The sequence below is a fragment of the Micromonospora sp. NPDC047738 genome, from assembly GCF_040642675.1.
In the GTDB taxonomy this organism is placed as follows: domain Bacteria; phylum Actinomycetota; class Actinomycetes; order Mycobacteriales; family Micromonosporaceae; genus Micromonospora.
Genome location: NZ_JBEYSO010000009.1, coordinates 149,836 through 165,178, shown reverse-complemented (window position 1 = coordinate 165,178; position 15,343 = coordinate 149,836). Strand labels below are relative to the sequence as shown.

General features: G+C 72.0%; 14 protein-coding genes. 2 read left to right on the top strand and 12 right to left on the bottom strand.

The genetic code is table 11. From position 1 onward, the window contains the following. Positions 1-10 precede the first annotated feature (10 nt). Entirely contained in the window at positions 11-892 is an 882-nt protein-coding gene (locus tag ABZ783_RS17305; RefSeq protein ID WP_357438934.1) for an NAD(P)-dependent oxidoreductase, read from the top strand. 165 nt (positions 893-1,057) lie between these two features. Here the strand turns inward: ABZ783_RS17305 and ABZ783_RS17300 are convergent, their stop codons facing one another. Continuing rightward, a complete protein-coding gene (locus ABZ783_RS17300) occupies positions 1,058-2,413 on the bottom strand; it encodes a glycosyl hydrolase family 18 protein (protein WP_357438931.1) in 1,356 nt (451 codons plus the stop codon). A 96-nt stretch (positions 2,414-2,509) separates the two neighbouring features. Between ABZ783_RS17300 and ABZ783_RS17295 the strand changes: the two genes are divergently transcribed. Next, on the top strand, positions 2,510-3,808 hold the full coding sequence (locus tag ABZ783_RS17295; protein WP_357438928.1) for an ROK family transcriptional regulator: 1,299 nt from the start codon (positions 2,510-2,512) through the stop codon (positions 3,806-3,808). A 91-nt stretch (positions 3,809-3,899) separates the two neighbouring features. Here ABZ783_RS17295 and ABZ783_RS17290 read toward each other — a convergent pair whose 3' ends face one another. The 11 genes from ABZ783_RS17290 to ABZ783_RS17240 form a co-directional block, all read right to left on the bottom strand. Next, positions 3,900-5,366, bottom strand: coding sequence for a GH1 family beta-glucosidase (locus ABZ783_RS17290; protein WP_357438925.1), 1,467 nt, complete (start codon positions 5,364-5,366; stop codon positions 3,900-3,902). Positions 5,367-5,408: 42 nt separating this feature from the next. Beyond that, positions 5,409-6,416, bottom strand: coding sequence for an ABC transporter ATP-binding protein (locus ABZ783_RS17285; protein ID WP_357438922.1), 1,008 nt, complete (start codon positions 6,414-6,416; stop codon positions 5,409-5,411). Continuing rightward, entirely contained in the window at positions 6,413-7,468 is a 1,056-nt protein-coding gene (locus ABZ783_RS17280; RefSeq protein ID WP_357438919.1) for an ABC transporter permease, read from the bottom strand. The genes ABZ783_RS17285 and ABZ783_RS17280 overlap by 4 nt, the downstream gene beginning before the upstream one ends. Before the next feature lie 3 nt (positions 7,469-7,471). Further along, the gene (locus ABZ783_RS17275) at positions 7,472-8,452 is read right to left on the bottom strand and encodes an ABC transporter permease (protein WP_357438916.1); all 981 of its coding nucleotides are present in this window, start codon (positions 8,450-8,452) and stop codon (positions 7,472-7,474) included. Next, entirely contained in the window at positions 8,449-9,579 is a 1,131-nt protein-coding gene (locus tag ABZ783_RS17270) for an ABC transporter ATP-binding protein (protein ID WP_357438914.1), read from the bottom strand. Before ABZ783_RS17270 ends, ABZ783_RS17275 begins: the two co-directional genes overlap by 4 nt. A 117-nt stretch (positions 9,580-9,696) precedes the next feature. Further along, positions 9,697-11,376, bottom strand: coding sequence for an ABC transporter substrate-binding protein (locus ABZ783_RS17265; protein ID WP_357438911.1), 1,680 nt, complete (start codon positions 11,374-11,376; stop codon positions 9,697-9,699). 92 nt (positions 11,377-11,468) lie between these two features. Then, positions 11,469-12,539 carry a LacI family DNA-binding transcriptional regulator gene (locus tag ABZ783_RS17260; protein ID WP_357438908.1) on the bottom strand — a complete coding sequence of 357 codons (1,071 nt, stop codon included), beginning with the start codon at positions 12,537-12,539 and terminating at the stop codon, positions 11,469-11,471. Positions 12,540-12,771: 232 nt separating this feature from the next. Then, positions 12,772-13,524 carry an FkbM family methyltransferase gene (locus ABZ783_RS17255; protein ID WP_357439272.1) on the bottom strand — a complete coding sequence of 251 codons (753 nt, stop codon included), beginning with the start codon at positions 13,522-13,524 and terminating at the stop codon, positions 12,772-12,774. A 225-nt stretch (positions 13,525-13,749) separates the two neighbouring features. Next, the gene (locus ABZ783_RS17250) at positions 13,750-14,130 is read right to left on the bottom strand and encodes a YccF domain-containing protein (RefSeq protein ID WP_357438905.1); all 381 of its coding nucleotides are present in this window, start codon (positions 14,128-14,130) and stop codon (positions 13,750-13,752) included. Positions 14,131-14,215: 85 nt separating this feature from the next. Further along, on the bottom strand, positions 14,216-14,434 hold the full coding sequence (locus tag ABZ783_RS17245; RefSeq protein ID WP_357438902.1) for a hypothetical protein: 219 nt from the start codon (positions 14,432-14,434) through the stop codon (positions 14,216-14,218). Between the two features lie 90 nt (positions 14,435-14,524). Next, complete coding sequence (locus tag ABZ783_RS17240; protein WP_357439269.1) at positions 14,525-15,340, bottom strand: ABC transporter ATP-binding protein; 816 nt, start codon at positions 15,338-15,340, stop codon at positions 14,525-14,527. Between the last annotated feature and the right edge of the window lie 3 nt (positions 15,341-15,343).

Sequence of the window (15,343 nt, the reverse complement as noted above, 5' to 3'; positions counted from 1 at the left end):
CGGGGGACGGATGGCGCAGCCACGGGTGGCGATGATCGGGCTCGGCGGGATGGGCGCGCCCATGGCCGGGAACGTGCTGCGGGCCGGTCTGCCGACGGTCGTCTGGAACCGCCACCCCGAGCCGGCCCGCCGGCTGGGCGACCAGGGCGCGGAGGTGGCCGCCAGCCCCGCCGACGCGGCCGGTGGGGCGGACGTCGTGGTGACCATGGTGACCGACGCCGACGCCATCGGTTCCATCGCCTTCGACCAGGGGATGCTAGCCGCGATGGCCGAGGGCGCGGTCTGGGCCCAGATGAGCACCATCGGCGTCACCGACACCGAACGGTTCGCTCGGCAGGTCACGGCGGAGCGTCCCGACGTCGTGCTGCTGGATGCCCCGGTGGCCGGCAGCCGCGGCCCGGCCGAGCAGGGGAAGCTGGTCGTCTTCGCCTCCGGGCCGGCGGAGGTCCGCGACCGGGTCGCCCCGGTCTTCGACGCGGTCGGGCAGCAGACCGTCTGGGTCGGGCCGGTCGGCGCCGGTTCCCGGCTGAAGTTGGTGAACAACCTGCTGCTGGCCTTCGTCGCCGAGGGGCTCGCCGCGTCGGTCGCGCTCGGTGACGCCCTCGCCCTGGACCGCGAGACCGTGCTGGGCGCCCTGCGTGGCAGCCCGCTGCTGTCGCCCTGGGCCGGCGAGAAGCTGGACCGGATCGGCCGGGACGACTACACGACCCAGTACCCCCTCACCCTGGCGCTCAAGGACGTGAACCTGGTGTTGCGGGAGGTCGAGGAGGGCCGGTTCCTCGCCGCCGAGTGCCTGGCCGCGGAGTGGCAGCGCGTCGTGGGCCAGGGGCTCGGTGCGGCGGACCTGACCGTGGTCACCCGGGCGCTGTCCCAGCCCACCGGGCGGGCCTGACCCGGGACCGGCCCGCTCTCCTACGGCGAGGCGAGCACGCGCAGGCCGAGCCGGGCGCAGAGCAGCACGGCCAGCACCCCGCCGAGCCAGTACGTGGCCAGTGGTGTCGGTGTTCCGTCGGCCCCGCCCGCCCCCGCCGGGGCCCCGTCGGTGACCGGGCCCGGGTCAGCGACCCTGGAGGGCCTTGACGTTGTCGCCGAAGGTCCAGCCCTTCGACCCGTCCCAGTTGATCGACCAGGTCATCAACCCCTTGAGGCCGCCCTGGTAGGTGTTCCACGCCTGCCCCACCAGCGACGGGGTCATGTACCCGCCACCGGCGCCGGACTGCGCCGGCAGGCCGGGGACCTGCCGGTCGTACGGGACGCGGATGGTGGTGCCCTGCACGACCAGTCCGGTGTTGAGGCAGTTGGTCTGCGCGACGAAGCCCTGCACGGTGCCGGCGGAGTACGAGTCGCCGGAGCAGCCGTACATGCTGCCGTTGTAGTACTGCATGTTCAGCCACCAGAGCCGGCCGTTGTCGACGTAGCGCTTGATGATCGGCAGGTACGCGCCCCAGATCGATCCGTAGGTCACGCTGCCGCCGGTGACGTACGCGGTCTCCGGGGCCATGGTGAGGCCGAACCCGGCGGGCATCTGGGCGAGCACCCCGTCGATGATCCGCACCAGGTTGGCCTGCGAGGTCGACAGCTGGTTGATGTTCCCGCTGCCGGTCAAGCCGGTCTCGATGTCGATGTCGATGCCGTCGAAGTTGTACCGCTTGAGGATCGGCACGACGGTGGCGACGAACCGGTCGGCGACCGCGGTCGAGCCGAGGTCGATGCCGGCGGTCGCGCCGCCGATGGACAGCAGGACGGTCAGGCCGGCGGCCTTGGCCTGGCACATCTCGGCGGGGGTGGGCACCTTGACCCCGGCGTCCATGCCGTTCTCCCACAGCACGGTGCCGTCGGCGCGGATCACCGGGAAGGCGGCGGTGACCACGTTGTAGCCGTGCGTCCGGATGCGCGAGTCGGTGATCGGTATCCAGCCGAGCCCGGGGTGCACGCCGTTGGCCGCGCCGTCCCAGCTCTCCCAGTAGCCCTGGAGCACCTTGCCGGCCGGCCGGGACTTCAGCGCGCAGGTGTCGCCGCCCGGCGGCGGGCTCGACGGGGTGGGCGACGGCGTCGACGTGGGGGTCGGGGTGGGTTTCGGCGTGGGGGAGGGGGACGACGTGGTCGGCGTGGGGGACGGGGCGCCGTCGCAGGCGCCGAGGTCGGACCAGAGCGCCGGGGTGGCCGGCGGGGTCCAGCCGGCGCCGGGCGGCGGGGTGTGCGTCTGCAGCGCCTGGTAGAGCCGGCCGGTGTAGGTGGCCCGGCTGCCGGCGGTCCAGGTGACGCCCTCGGCCCAGGCCGGTACGCCGGAGCAGGTCGCCAGCGCGGTCTGGCCGGCGGTCGCGGCGAGGCCGGTGGTGGCCGTCAGGGCGCCCGTGGCGGCGAGCAGTACGGCGCCGCCGAGCAGGGCGGTCAGCCCGCGTCGAAGTCGCATGACATACCTCCTCATCGATGCCTCGGAGGCTATCAGTTAACTTTGTTAAATGTAAATGCGCAGTACGCTGTCGGCGCTTGGTTCATGGCGTGAACGGTGCCGCCCGACGACGGCACCGGGGAGAGGACGGCGGCGGACGTGGACGCCAGACGCACCACCGTGCGCGACATGCGCCGTGCCAACCGGTCGCTGCTGCTCACCCGGATCTGGCTGGACGGCCCGCTCAGCCGCCACGAGCTCGGCCAGACCACCGCGCTGAGCCTGGCCAGCGTGAGCAACCTGGTCGGCGAGATGATCGCCGAGGGGCTCGTCGAGGAGGCCGGGTCGGTCGAGTCCGACGGCGGCCGTCCCCGGGTGCTGCTGCGCGTCGCCCCCGGCTACGGCTACCTGGTCGGCGCCGACGTCGGTGAGACCCGGGTGCAGGTCGAGCTCTTCGACCTGGCGATGACCGCCCTGGCCAAGGCCGAGTACCCGATCGCCGCGGCCGAGCCCGATCCGCAGGACGTGGCCACCCACCTGCTGCACGGCCTGGACGCGGTGATCGAGCAGGCCGGCGTCGACCCGGCCGCCGTGCTCGGCCTCGGCGTCGCCGTCTCCGGGACCGTCGAGCGCACCGCCGACGCCGTCGTGCATGCCCAGACGCTCGGCTGGGACGGCGTGCCGCTCGGCGCGATGCTGCGAGCCGGCACCGACGTCCCGGTCCACCTCGACAACGGCGCGAAGACCCTCGGCCAGGCCGAGATGTGGTTCGGTGCCGGCCGCGGCGTCCGGCACGCCGTCATCGCCCTGGTCGGCTCCGGGGTGGGGGCCTGCGTGGTCGCCGACGGGGTCGGCTACCGCGGCGCGCACAGCAGCGCCGGCGAGTGGGGCCACACCACCATCGTGTACGGCGGGCGCCGCTGCCGCTGCGGCAACCTCGGCTGCCTGGAGGCGTACGTCGGGGCGGAGGGCGTACTCGACCGGTTCCGGCAGGCCAACCGGGGCCGCCCAGCCGCCGGCGGCGACGAGGAGAGCGCCTTCGGCGAGTTGCTCCGGTCCACCGGCCGGACGGCGGCGAAGGTGCTCGACGAGACCGTCGGCTACCTCGGAGCCGGGGTGGCCACCCTGGTCAACCTCTTCAACCCGGAGCGGGTGGTGCTCGGCGGCTGGGCCGGCCTGGCCCTCGGCGAGCGCTACCTGCCGCAGATCCGCGCGGCCACCGCGCGGCACGCGCTTCGCCAGCCGTACGCCCAGGCCTCGATCGAGCTGTGCCGGCTCGGACCGGACGCGGTCGCGATGGGCGCGGCCACCCTGCCGATGGCCCGGCTGCTGCGCGACGGCGGCGTGCCGCGCGAGCCGGCCGCCCGGGTGACCCCGGCGCGCCCGGCGCCGCGCCCGCGGACCCGGACCCGCTGAGCCCGCCGGGCCGGCGACGACGCCCGGCGGCCAGCCCGGGCGCGCCGGACGGCCGCCCGGGAGGATCCCGCGCGGCCGCCCCGGCCGTGGATCAGCGCTGCCCGCGCACCCGCCGCACCGTGTCGCGGTACCAGTGCGCGCTGCGCTTCGGCGTACGCCGCTGGGTGTCGTAGTCCACCCGGACGATGCCGAACCGCTTGTCGTAGCCGTACGCCCACTCGAAGTTGTCCAGCAGCGACCAGGCGAAGTAGCCCCGCACGTCGGCCCCGGCCTGCCGCGCCCGGGCCACCGCCCGCAGGTGCTCGGCCAGGTACGCCACCCGGTCGTCGTCGGCCACGAACCCGTCGGCGTCCGGCCGGTCGTCGAACGCCGCCCCGTTCTCGGTGACCACCAGCGGCACGCCCGGGTAGTCCCGGCTCAGCCGCACCAGCAGGTCGGTGAATGACGCCGGCACGATCTCCCAGTCCATCGCGGTACGCGGCAGGTCCCGCCGGACCACCCGCCGCACCGGCCGGCCCTCGTCGTCCCGCTCCCGGCCCCGCTCGTCCACCCCGGAGAAGAGCTGCCCGAAGTAGAAGTTGACGCCGAGCACGTCGATCGGGGACGAGATGACCGCCAGGTCGCCGTCCTCGATCGGGAGCCGGACGCCCTCGGCGGCCAGGTCCGCCACCACGTCCGCCGGGTAGCGCCCGTGGAACAGCGGGTCCAGGTAGAGCCGGTTGCCCAGCCCGTCGGAGGCCCGGGCCGCGTCCCGGTCGGCCGGGTTGTTGGTGGCCGGGTCGGCGGTGGCCAGGTTGACCGTGATGCCCAGCTCGATCGGGCCGGTCGCGGCCGCCCGCAGGCGCCGCACCGCCAGCCCGTGGCCGAGCAGCAGGTGGTGGGCGGCGGCGATCCCGTCGCCCAGGTCCCGCCGGCCCGGGGCGTGCTGGCCGTACGCGTAGCCGAGCATCGCCGAGCACCACGGCTCGTTCAGCGTCGTCCAGGTCTTCACCCGGTCGCCGAGCTCGGCGAAGACCAGCTCGGCGTAGTCGGCGAACCGGTACGCGGTGTCCCGGTGCGGCCAGCCGCCCGCGTCCTCCAGCTCCTGCGGCAGGTCCCAGTGGTAGAGGGTCACCCACGGGTCGATGCCCCGGCCGAGCAGCTCGTCGACCAGCCGGTCGTAGAAGGCCAGCCCGTCCGGGTTGGCCGGCCCGCGCCCGCCCGGCTGCACCCGCGGCCAGGCCACCGAGAAGCGGTACGTGTCCAGCTCCAGGTCGGCGATGAGCCCGACGTCCTGTGGCATCCGGTGGTAGTGGTCGCAGGCCACGTCGCCGGTGTCGCCGCCCGCCACCGCCCCGGGAACGCGGCAGAAGGTGTCCCAGATGGACGGCGTGCGTCCGTCCTCGGCCACCGCCCCCTCGATCTGGTACGACGAGGTCGCCACCCCCCACCGGAAGGTCGGCGGGAGGGTGTCGATCGGGTCGGCCTGCCCGGGCGACGGTTCCAGCTCGGCGCGTCTGACGCCGCGCCGCGACCTGGAGCCGTCGGTGGTCGCCGGGCGGGTGAGGTCGGTGTCCATGGTTCTCCTCGCGGTCACGGGTGTTCGGTCGGGCGGTGGCGGTCAGCGGGGGACCGGCTCGGCGGCGGGATGCAGCCAGCAGGCGACGGCGCGCCCGGGGCGGTCGTCGTCGGGCGGGCAAAGCGGCGGCAACTCCTTGTCGCACGGGCCGAACGCTTTCGGACAGCGCGGGTGGAACGCGCATCCGCTCGGCATGGCGCGCAGGTCCGGCGGGGAGCCCGGGATGCCGGTCAGCTCGCGCCGGGGGCCGCGCAGCGCCGGGAAGGAGTGCAGCAACCCGTCGGTGTACGGGTGCAGGGCCCGCCGGTACAGCTCGGCCGCGGGGGCCTCCTCGACGATCCGGCCGCCGTACATGATGGCGATCCGGTCGGAGAACTCGACCAGCAGCGACAGATCGTGGGTGATGAACAGCACCGCGAAGCCCAGCCGTTGCCGCAGCTCGGCGAGCTGGCCGAGGATCTGCCGCTGCATCACCACGTCGAGCGCGGTGGTCGGTTCGTCCATGATGACGACCTGCGGTTCCAGCGCCAGCGCCATGGCGATCATGACCCGTTGCCGCATCCCGCCGGAGAGCTGGTGCGGGTAGCTGTCCAGCCGGTCGGCGGAGATGCCGACCAGGCGCAGCAGCTCCCGCGCCCGGGCCAGCCGGCCCGCCGCCGTGCTTCTCGGCTCGTGCGCCTTGATCACGTCGAGCAGTTGGGTGGAGACCCGGTGCACCGGGTTGAGCGAGTTCATCGCGCCCTGGAACACGATGGACGTCTCCGCCCAGCGGAACTGCCGCAGCTTCGCCGGGGTCAGGGTCAGCACATCGACCGGGGGGCCTTCGAGCGGGTGGTAGATCACCTGCCCGCCGCTGACCACGCCGGGTGGCGGCAGCAGCCGGGTCAGCCCGTACGCCAGGGTGGACTTGCCGCTGCCGCTCTCCCCGGCCAGCCCCAGCACCTCACCCCGGTGCAGGGTCAGGTCGACGTCGCGGACGGCGTGTACCGCCTCGTCGCCGAGCCCGTAGTCGACGCGGAGCTTGCGGACCTCCAGGACCGGTTCGCTCATCGGTGCCCTCTTTCGTTCGCGGCGGCGGGCCGCCGGCGCGGGGCCGGGACGGCTGCGGTCGGCGCCAGGACGGGGGTGAAGCCCACCCGCATCCGCGCCGTGCGCCCGTCGGCGGTACGGATCCGGGCCCGGCCGCCGCTGCGCAGCCGAGGGCTGACGAACTCGTCGATGCCGAAGTTGATCAGCGCGAGGGCGGTGCCGAGCAGCGCGATGGCCAGCCCGGCCGGCACGAACCACCACCAGGCGCCCTGGGCGAGGGCCTGCTGGCCCTGCGCCCAGAACAGGATCGTGCCCCAGTTCCACGAGGAGACCGACGAGATGCCGATGAACGCGAGCGTGATCTCCGACATCACCGCGAAGATCACCGTGCCGACGAAGCCGGACGCGATGATCGCGGTGAGGTTGGGCAGGATCTCGAACAGGATGATGCGCCAGGTCCGTTCGCCGGTGGCCCGCGCCGCCTCGACATAGTCGCGGCGGCGCAGCGACAGCGTCTGGGCGCGCAGCACCCGGGCGCCCCACGCCCACGAGGTGCAACCGATGATGAGCGCGACCAACGTGTCGCTGGCCTGGTCGACGATCGACGTCACGATGATGATCAGCGGCAACGCCGGGATCACCAGGAACACGTTGGACAGCGCCGAGCCCGCCTCGTCGGCCAACCCGCCGAGGTAGCCGGACGTCACGCCGATGACGATGGACAGCATCGTCGCCAGGACGCCGGCGAACAGACCGACGAGGACGACGCTGCGGGTGCCGACCAGGATCTGGCTGAAGATGTCCTGCCCGAGATGCGTGGTGCCGAACCAGTGCCTGGCCGACGGCGCCTGCAGGATGTCGCCGCTGCGACCGTCCGGGTCGTACGGGGCCACCCACGGCCCGATGATCGCGAAGAGGCCGTAGCCGGCCAGGACGACCACGCCGGTCGCGGTCTTGGCGTTGGTCAGGAAGCGGAACCGGCGCCGCCTCGTCCGGCCCGGCGCGGCCGACGGCTGGGCCATCGCGCCCTGGCCGGGGATGACCTGCTCGATACTCGACGGTGAGATCGTCATCGTTCAGCCACTCTTTCGGGTCCGCGGGTCGAGAAGCAGGTACGCGACGTCGGCGATGAGGTTCGCCACCAGCACGGAGATCGTGATGATCAGGAAGATCCCCTGCATCAGTGGGTAGTCCTTGTAGCCGACGGCCTGGAAGAGTTGGAAGCCGAGACCCGGGTACGAGAACACGATCTCCACGAGCAGGGTGCCGCCGACGATGAACCCGAGTGACAGCGCGAAGCCCGAGACGTTGGGCAGCAGCGCGTTGCGGGCGGCGTAGCTCAGGGCCACCCGGCGTTCCGACAGGCCCTTCGCGTGGGCGACCGTGATGTAGTCCTCGGACGACACGGTGACCATCATGTTGCGCATGCTGAGCAGCCACCCGCTCATCGAGGAGACCAGGATGGTGGCGGCCGGCAGGATGCTGTGCTGGATCGCGCTCGGGATGAAGTACTGGTCGAACGCCGGCACGAGACCCGGCTCGTAGCCGCCGGACGACGGGAAGAAGCTGCCTGGCCCGGCGAACAGGGCGATCGCCACGAGACCCAGCCAGAAGTACGGGATCGAGGAGAGGAACGTCGTGGCCGGCAGCAGGGCGTCGATCCACGATCCGCGCCGCCAGCCGGCGCCGACGCCGAGCGCCGTGCCGAGGAGGAAGCTGACGATCGTGGTGATGCCGACCAGCCCGACCGTCCACGGCAGGCTGTCGCCGATGACCGCCGACACCGGCGTCGGGAAGAACGTGAACGACAGGCCGAGGTCGCCGTGGAGGAGTTGTCTCCAGTAGTCGACGTACTGCTCAGCGAGGCTCTGGTTCTTGTCCAGTCCGAACAGCACGCGAAGCGACTGGATGGCGTCCGCGCTGATCCGGCCCTGGTTACGCGAGATGAGGGCCTGGACCGGGTCGCCCGGGATCATGCGCGGGATGAAGAAGTTCAGCGTGATCGCCGCCCACGCCGTGAACAGGTAGAAGGCGATGCGCTGGAGCAGGAACCTCATCGAGTCTCCCCCGAAGTGGCGGCGCCGTCCCGGCGGGCCGGCGCCGGGGGCGGCGGGACGGAACCGGCGTCTTCGGCGGCGACGGAGGCCGGATCGTAGAGCCAGCACGCCGCCCAGTGGCCGGGCCGGTCGGCGATCTCCAGCCGGGGCGGCAGGTCGACCGAGCAGCGCGGCATGGCGTGCGGGCAGCGCGGGTGGAACCGGCAGCCGGCCGGCGGCCGGATGAGGCTCGGCGGCTCCCCGCTGCTTCGGTCCTGCGCGGTGGCGGCTGCGGCGCCGGTGATGCTGTCGGGGTCGGGTGCCGACTCGATGAGCAGGCGGGTGTACGGGTGGGCCGGGCGCTGCGTGACCGTCTCGCTGTCGCCGCCCTCGACCATGCGGCCGGCGTACATCACGATCGTCTCGTCGGCGAAGTACCGGGCGGACGCGATGTCGTGCGTGATGTACAGGATGGCGAGGTTGAGCCGCTCCTTGAGGTCCCGCAGCAGGTTGAGCACGCCGAGGCGGATCGAGACGTCGAGCATGGAGACCGGCTCGTCGGCGAGCAGCACCTCCGGGTCGGCGCCGAGCGCCCGGGCGATCGCGACGCGCTGCCGCTGACCGCCGGAGAGCTCGTGCGGGAACGCGTCCAGGTAGCGCTCGGGCGGCGTGAGGCTGACCCGGGTGAGCAGATCGGCGAGCGCCCGGTCTAGGTCCTCGGCGGTGCGGCCGGCGTTGCCGTGGATGCGCAGCGACCGGGTCAGGTGATAGCGGATCGTGTGCACCGGGTTGAGCGACGCGAACGGGTCCTGCAGGATCAGCTGGACGCGTCGTACGTACGACCGGAACGCCCGGCCGCCGTGGACCCGGGTCGATACGCCGTGCAGCCGGATGTCGCCGGCGGTGCGGCGGTAGAGCTGGGCCAGCAGCCGGGCCACCGTGGACTTGCCGGATCCGGACTCACCGACCAGCGCGGTCACCTGGCCACGGCGTAGCGCGAACGATACGTCGTCGACGGCGTGGACGGCTGCCGGCGCCCGGGAGACGAGGTCGCGCAGCCGTCTGCGGACGGGGAAATGCTTGGTCAGGCCGACGGCCTCCAGCACCACTTCGTTGACCGGCGCCGCCGTGCTTTCGCTCAACGTCATGCCGAGTTTCCTGTCTTCGGGGTGTCTGTCACCGAGGGGTGCGCGGTGACCGGTTGCGAACGTGGGAGTGGGCCTCCCCGGTCGGCCGTGGCCGACCGGGGAGGCGGTGCTGGTGGGTCAGCTGCCGGCGGGCTTGAGGTGCAGCACCACGTCCAGCGCGTTGGGCTGGGTGGGCTGCAGCGCGCCGTACGGGTTGGCGTCGTCCGGCCAGCCGGTCCAGTTCTTCGTGCTGTACGCGCCACCGATGTTGTCCGCGCCGACCGGGATCATCGGCATCTGCTCGACGAAGATCCTCTGCAGGGTGTTCATCGCGGCGGTACGGGCGGCCTCGTCCGTCGCATTGGCGTAGGACCGCAGGGCATCGGTCGCCTGCTGGTTGTTGAAGCGGCCGAAGTTGCCGGCGGGGGAGGCGGTGCCGATCGGCTTCAGCTGTGAGCCGTCCATGATGGTCCGGTAGATGTCGTAAGGCGTGGCGCCGCCCTCGGTCCACCGGAAGGTCGCGTCGAAGTTGCCCTGCTCGACGTTGCGGAACCAGGCGTCCTGGTTGGCCTTGTCGACCGTGGCCGAAATGCCGATCTTGGACAGGTTGTCCCGCACGATCTCGAGGCTGGTCTGGTAGTCGGACCAACCGGCCGGGTCGGTCAGGGTCAGCTTGACGGGCTTGCCGGTCTTGTCCTTGAGGGTGTTGCCGTCGAGCTGGTAGCCGGCGCCGGTGAGCAGCGCCTTGGCGCCCTCGACGTCGACCTTGTGCTCCTGGCCCTTGAACTCGGCAGCGATGAACGTGTCACCGGCGGGGCTGGGCAGACCGGTCACGCTCTTCACGAGCGGGTGGAAGTAGCCCGCCTCGGCGGTGTTGAAGATGTCCTCGCGGTCGATGACCATGTTCATCGCCCGGCGCAGCACCGGGTCGTCGAACGGCTTCTTGGTGGTGTTGACGTACAGGCCGTGGATGCCCAGGACCGGCGGCGCCCACACCTTGTGGTGGGCCGGGTCCTTGTCGACGAAGACGGCCTGGTAGTTGGGGATGAAGACGAAGCTCCACTCCGACTCGCCGTTGGCGAGGGCGGTGGTCTGCGCGCTGTTGTCGGTGTACGACGTGAAGCGCAGCTCCTTGACCTTCGGCAGGTCCTGCCAGTAGCCGCCGTCCCGCACGGTCAGGGTCGTGGTGGCCGGGGTGAAGGACTTCAGCGTGTACGGGCCGCTGCCGACGGGCTGCTTGTTGGGGTCGGTCGTCGGGTCGCTGATCTTCTCCCAGATGTGCTTGGGGACGATCGGCACCCGGAACAGGACCTTCTGCTGGTTGACGAACTGCGGGCTGGCGATCTTGATGGTGACCTCGTTGCCGCTCGCCGTCGCGTCCGTGTACGGCACGCCCTGGTCGTTCAGCGCCGGGTACTTCTTGACCAGGTTGTAGGTGAACGCCACGTCCTCGGCGGTGAGCTTCTGGCCGTCCGACCAGGTGGCGTTGTCCCTGATGGTGACCTTGACCGAGGTGTAGTCCGGCGACCACTCGGCCTTGGTGGCCAGCCACGGCTTCATCGGGTCGCTCGGCTTGACCGGGTTCCACATCATCAGTGGCTCGTAGATCTGCCAGCGGTAGCCCAGCGAGGCGGCGGCCGAGGTGGTGAGGAACGGGTTGTGGTTCTCGGCCTGCGGGCCGTTCGGCATGCCGGCGTTCAGCACGGTGGCCGCCTGGCCCTTGTTCTTGTTCGCGTTCGGACTGTCGCCGCAGGCGGCGAGCGTTGCCAACGCCGTCACGCTCGCCAGGGCGAGAGCGAGGCTGCGTCTGACGCGCATGTGTTCCTCCCGGTCGTGGTGGGTTCGGTGGGTTCGTCGGCGGAGCGGGGTGTGCGTCACCGCGGCGGGACGTGCGGGACGTCCCGCCGGGGTCAGCGGATCTGCTGCTGGAACGGCTCCGGCACGGGCCGGCGCGGCCCGACGGCTCGGCGGTCGGCCGGCGCGGGCGCTCCGGTCGAGCCGCGGACGATCAGGGTGGTGGGAATGACGCGGGGGGTGTCGGGCAGCGGCACACCCTCGAAGTACGACAGGAGCATCCGGGCCGCGGCCTCTCCCATCTCGCGCATCGGTTGGTGCACCGTGGTCAGTGGTGGTTCGGTGTGCGCCGCGTACGGGACGTCGTCGAAACCGACGACCGCGACATCCTCCGGGACCCGGCGGCCCGCCTCGCGGATCGCCTGCAGGGCGCCGCCGGCCGACAGGTCGTTGTGGGCGAAGACGGCGTCGAAGTCGATGCCGGCCTCGGTGAGCCCCCGGACGGCGCGGCTGCCGCAGTCGAAGGTGAAGTCGCCCTCGACCACGAGCCGCGGATCCAGCGGCAGGTCGGCGGCCTCGTACGCCGCGACGAATCCGGCCAGCCGCTCCTGGGTGCAGCCGAACTCCTCGCACCCCTTGATCACCAGCGGCCGGCGCCGACCCAGTTCGAGCAGGTGGCGCGCGGCTGACTCGCCACCCCTGCGGTTGGTCGTGGCCACGGACGGGAACGGCCGCTGATGACCGCGGTCGTCGATGAGGACCACCGGCAGGCCACCACCGTGCAGCTCGGCAATGTAGTCGAGGCTGCCCTCGGGCTCGATGACCAGCAGCCCGTCGAACGACTTCGCCGAGACCTGCGAGGCGAACTGCCGCAGCGACTCCTCGCCGCGGTTGCAGGTGAAGAGCAACAGCCCGTAACCGGCGCTCTCCACCATGTCGACGGCGCCCTGCAGCACCTCGCCCATCCATGGCCAGGTCAGGGCCGGTACCAGCATCCCGACCACCCCGGTCCGGCCGCGGGCGAGACCGACCGCGCGGGCGCTCGGCACGTACCCCAGTTCGCTGATGACGGCCCTGATCCGGTCAGCAGTGTGGACGTGCACCTCGCCCTTGCCGTTGAGCACCCGGGAGACGGTCGTCTTGCTCACCCCCGCCCGGGCCGCGACGTCGGCGATGGTGATCGGCACGTTACGCTCCCGGGTCGAAGAGGTGAGGCCGGTATTCCGGAACCGGTTGCGGAACCGGTTGCATCGCAGTGAATCGAAGTGGCGCCGGTCACGTCAATCACGGCCAGGTAACGAAACATGGCTAAGTTCAAAAGATTAAAAAAGTGGCTCACGCGCCGGCATGGGGTACCGCAAGGGTCAGCCCCGTTGAGCAGCTTCGATATCCTCCGGCCGTCCGATCGGCGCGCTCGGCCTACGGCGTGCCCCGGCGCCGGAGGTGGCCCTCGGACACGCAGTACACGTCGCCGGAGTTGGCCTCGTGCGGCAGCGCCCACAGGTACGCCGCCACCTCCGCCGCCGGCAGCCAGTCCGGCAGGGCGAGGCCCATCTCGTCGCCGAGCGCGACGCTGAACCGGGTGAACCCGAGCCCGGTGAGCCGATCGAGGCAGCGCGGGGCCAGTTCCCGGGCGATCGTGGTGAACTCGAACGACAGTGCCGGCAGCGGCTGGTTCAAACCGGTCAGTACGGCGTCTTCGAACCCCTCCACGTCGATCTTCACGAAGGCCGGTACGCCGTGCGCGGCGATGAGCCGGTCGAGTGTGGTGGTGGCGACCTCGATCTCGGCGTCCCAGGTCTCGTGCGCCCAGCCCCCGGCGCCGGCCGCCGCTCGGACGAACTGGGGGGAGGCCGTGGAGATGGTCGGATTGGCGGAGTTGACGTGCAGCCGGACCCGGTCCTCGTGCGCCCCGCAGGCGGCCTCGACCACGATGACCCGGTCGTCGTCGCCGTAGAGCGCGCGCAGCGCCCGGACGCAGAGCGGCTGGGGCTCGACGGCCACCACCCGGGCGCCGAGGCGGCGGAAGCTGCCGAGCCGGTCGCCGACGTGCGCCCCGACGTCGAACACCAGGTCGCCGGGGCGGACGAATCGCGCGTAGAAGGCGTCCATCGCCGCGTCCCGGGCCGGGTCGCCGTAGTACGCCTCCAGCGACCGGCGCAGCCCCGACATGGTGGGATCCGCCTTGAGTGCCTCGATCACCCCGATATGACCGCCCACTGCTCCGACCGTAGCCATGCCGCCGGAAACCCGAAGGCCATTCGGGCAACCCGGCGGCCTGCCAACAAGCCCAGCCTCCTAGGATGCCCCAGGGGTAGTGACCAAGATGCCGCAAGTGGCGGCATCCCGGGCACGGGGATACCGCCACTTGCGCGATCTGGACTGGGTCGAGCGTGATCAGGGGGTGTCGACGACCTCCTGGCCGAGCGGCCAGAGCGCCGCCGGCACGAGCTTGAAGTTCGCCACCCCGAACGGGATGCCGATGACGGTGACGCAGAGGCCGACGCCGGCGACGATGTGGGAGAGCGCGAGCCACCAGCCGGCCAGCAGCACCCACAGCACGTTCGCGAGGCCGGAGGCGATCCCGGCGCCCGGCTTGGGGACGACGGTGCGGCCGAACGGCCACAGCGCGTACGAGGCGAGGCGCAGCGACGCCACCCCGAACGGGATGGTGATCACCAACGCGAAGCAGATCAGGGCGGCCACCCCGTAGCCCAGGGCCAGGACGAGGCCGCCACCGAAGACGAGCCACAACAGGTTCAGTACGAAGCGCAGCACGCGTCCATGGTGACCGGGGCGCGCAAGATCCAACCAGTTCGCCCCGGTGTCCCACCAAGGGCGGCTGGCACACCGGGGCGACGGGTCAGGTCTGGTTGCCCGGTATGTTCTTGTAGTCCTGCGGGCTGACCCCCTGCGGGCGCGGGTCCTTCTGCCGCTGGCCGCCGCCCTGGTTGGCGTTGGCCGACCCGCCGAGCGCCTGGATCATCTCGTTCTTGTTCATCTGGTCGATGTTGTCGAGTCCGGCGCGCTCCGCCTGTTTGCGCAGTTCACCGGTCTTCATCTGGGCGGGATCGCGTCCCATCATTCCTCCTTCGGTCCGGTCCTCGGTCGCTTACCCATAGGTCGGCGGCAGCAACGTGGGTGGGCGCGGTCGCCGCGGGGTGCCGGTCGATCAGCTGGCCGTCGGGGCCGGCCGGCGGCGGGCCGCCGGCAGCACCAGCGGGGTGCCGGTCTCCGGGTCCTCGATGACCCGGCAGGGCAGGCCGAACACCTCCTCGACCAGTTCGGCGGTGACGATCCGGCGGGGGTCGCCGGCCGCGACCACCCGCCCGTCGCGCAGCGCCACCAGGTGGGTGGCGTACCGGGCCGCCTGGTGCAGGTCGTGCAGCACGGCCACCACGGTGCGGCCCTGCTCCTCGTGCAGCCGGGCGCACAGGTCCAGCACCTCGACCTGGTGTGCGATGTCCAGATAGGTCGTCGGCTCGTCGAGCAGCAGCAGGGGTGTGTGCTGGGCCAGCGCCATGGCGATCCAGACGCGCTGGCGCTGCCCGCCGGAGAGCTCGTCGACCGGGCGGTCGGCAAGGGCGGTGACCCCGGTGGCGGTCATCGCCTCGGCGACCACCCGCTCGTCCTCGCGGGACCACTGCCGCAGCAGGCCCTGGTGCGGGTAACGGCCGCGGGCGACCAGCTCGGCGACGGTGATGCCGTCCGGGGCGACGGCCGACTGGGGGAGCAGGCCGAGCGTACGGGCGACCTGCCTGGCCGGGCGGCGGTGGATGTCGGCGCCGTCGAGCAGCACCGTGCCCCGGGTGGGCCGCAGCAGCCGGGCGAGCGCGCGCAGCAGGGTCGACTTGCCGCAGGCGTTCGGGCCGATGATCACGGTGAAGGAACGGTCGGGTACGGCCAGCGTGAGGTCCTCGGCGACGGTGCGCCGGTCGTAGCCGAGGGTCAACGTCTCGCCGACCAGTCGGGAGGTGCCGGGGCGCATGGT

Coding starts and splice junctions, on each gene's coding strand:
- ABZ783_RS17305 (WP_357438934.1), top strand. CDS start 11: ATGGCGCAGCCACGGGTGGCGATGATCGGGCTCGGCGGGATGGGCGCG.
- ABZ783_RS17300 (WP_357438931.1), bottom strand. CDS start 2,413: ATGCGACTTCGACGCGGGCTGACCGCCCTGCTCGGCGGCGCCGTACTG.
- ABZ783_RS17290 (WP_357438925.1), bottom strand. CDS start 5,366: ATGGACACCGACCTCACCCGCCCGGCGACCACCGACGGCTCCAGGTCG.
- ABZ783_RS17285 (WP_357438922.1), bottom strand. CDS start 6,416: ATGAGCGAACCGGTCCTGGAGGTCCGCAAGCTCCGCGTCGACTACGGG.
- ABZ783_RS17280 (WP_357438919.1), bottom strand. CDS start 7,468: ATGACGATCTCACCGTCGAGTATCGAGCAGGTCATCCCCGGCCAGGGC.
- ABZ783_RS17275 (WP_357438916.1), bottom strand. CDS start 8,452: ATGAGGTTCCTGCTCCAGCGCATCGCCTTCTACCTGTTCACGGCGTGG.
- ABZ783_RS17270 (WP_357438914.1), bottom strand. CDS start 9,579: ATGACGTTGAGCGAAAGCACGGCGGCGCCGGTCAACGAAGTGGTGCTG.
- ABZ783_RS17265 (WP_357438911.1), bottom strand. CDS start 11,376: ATGCGCGTCAGACGCAGCCTCGCTCTCGCCCTGGCGAGCGTGACGGCG.
- ABZ783_RS17255 (WP_357439272.1), bottom strand. CDS start 13,524: ATGTCGGGGCTGCGCCGGTCGCTGGAGGCGTACTACGGCGACCCGGCC.
- ABZ783_RS17245 (WP_357438902.1), bottom strand. CDS start 14,434: ATGGGACGCGATCCCGCCCAGATGAAGACCGGTGAACTGCGCAAACAG.
- ABZ783_RS17240 (WP_357439269.1), bottom strand. CDS start 15,340: ATGCGCCCCGGCACCTCCCGACTGGTCGGCGAGACGTTGACCCTCGGC.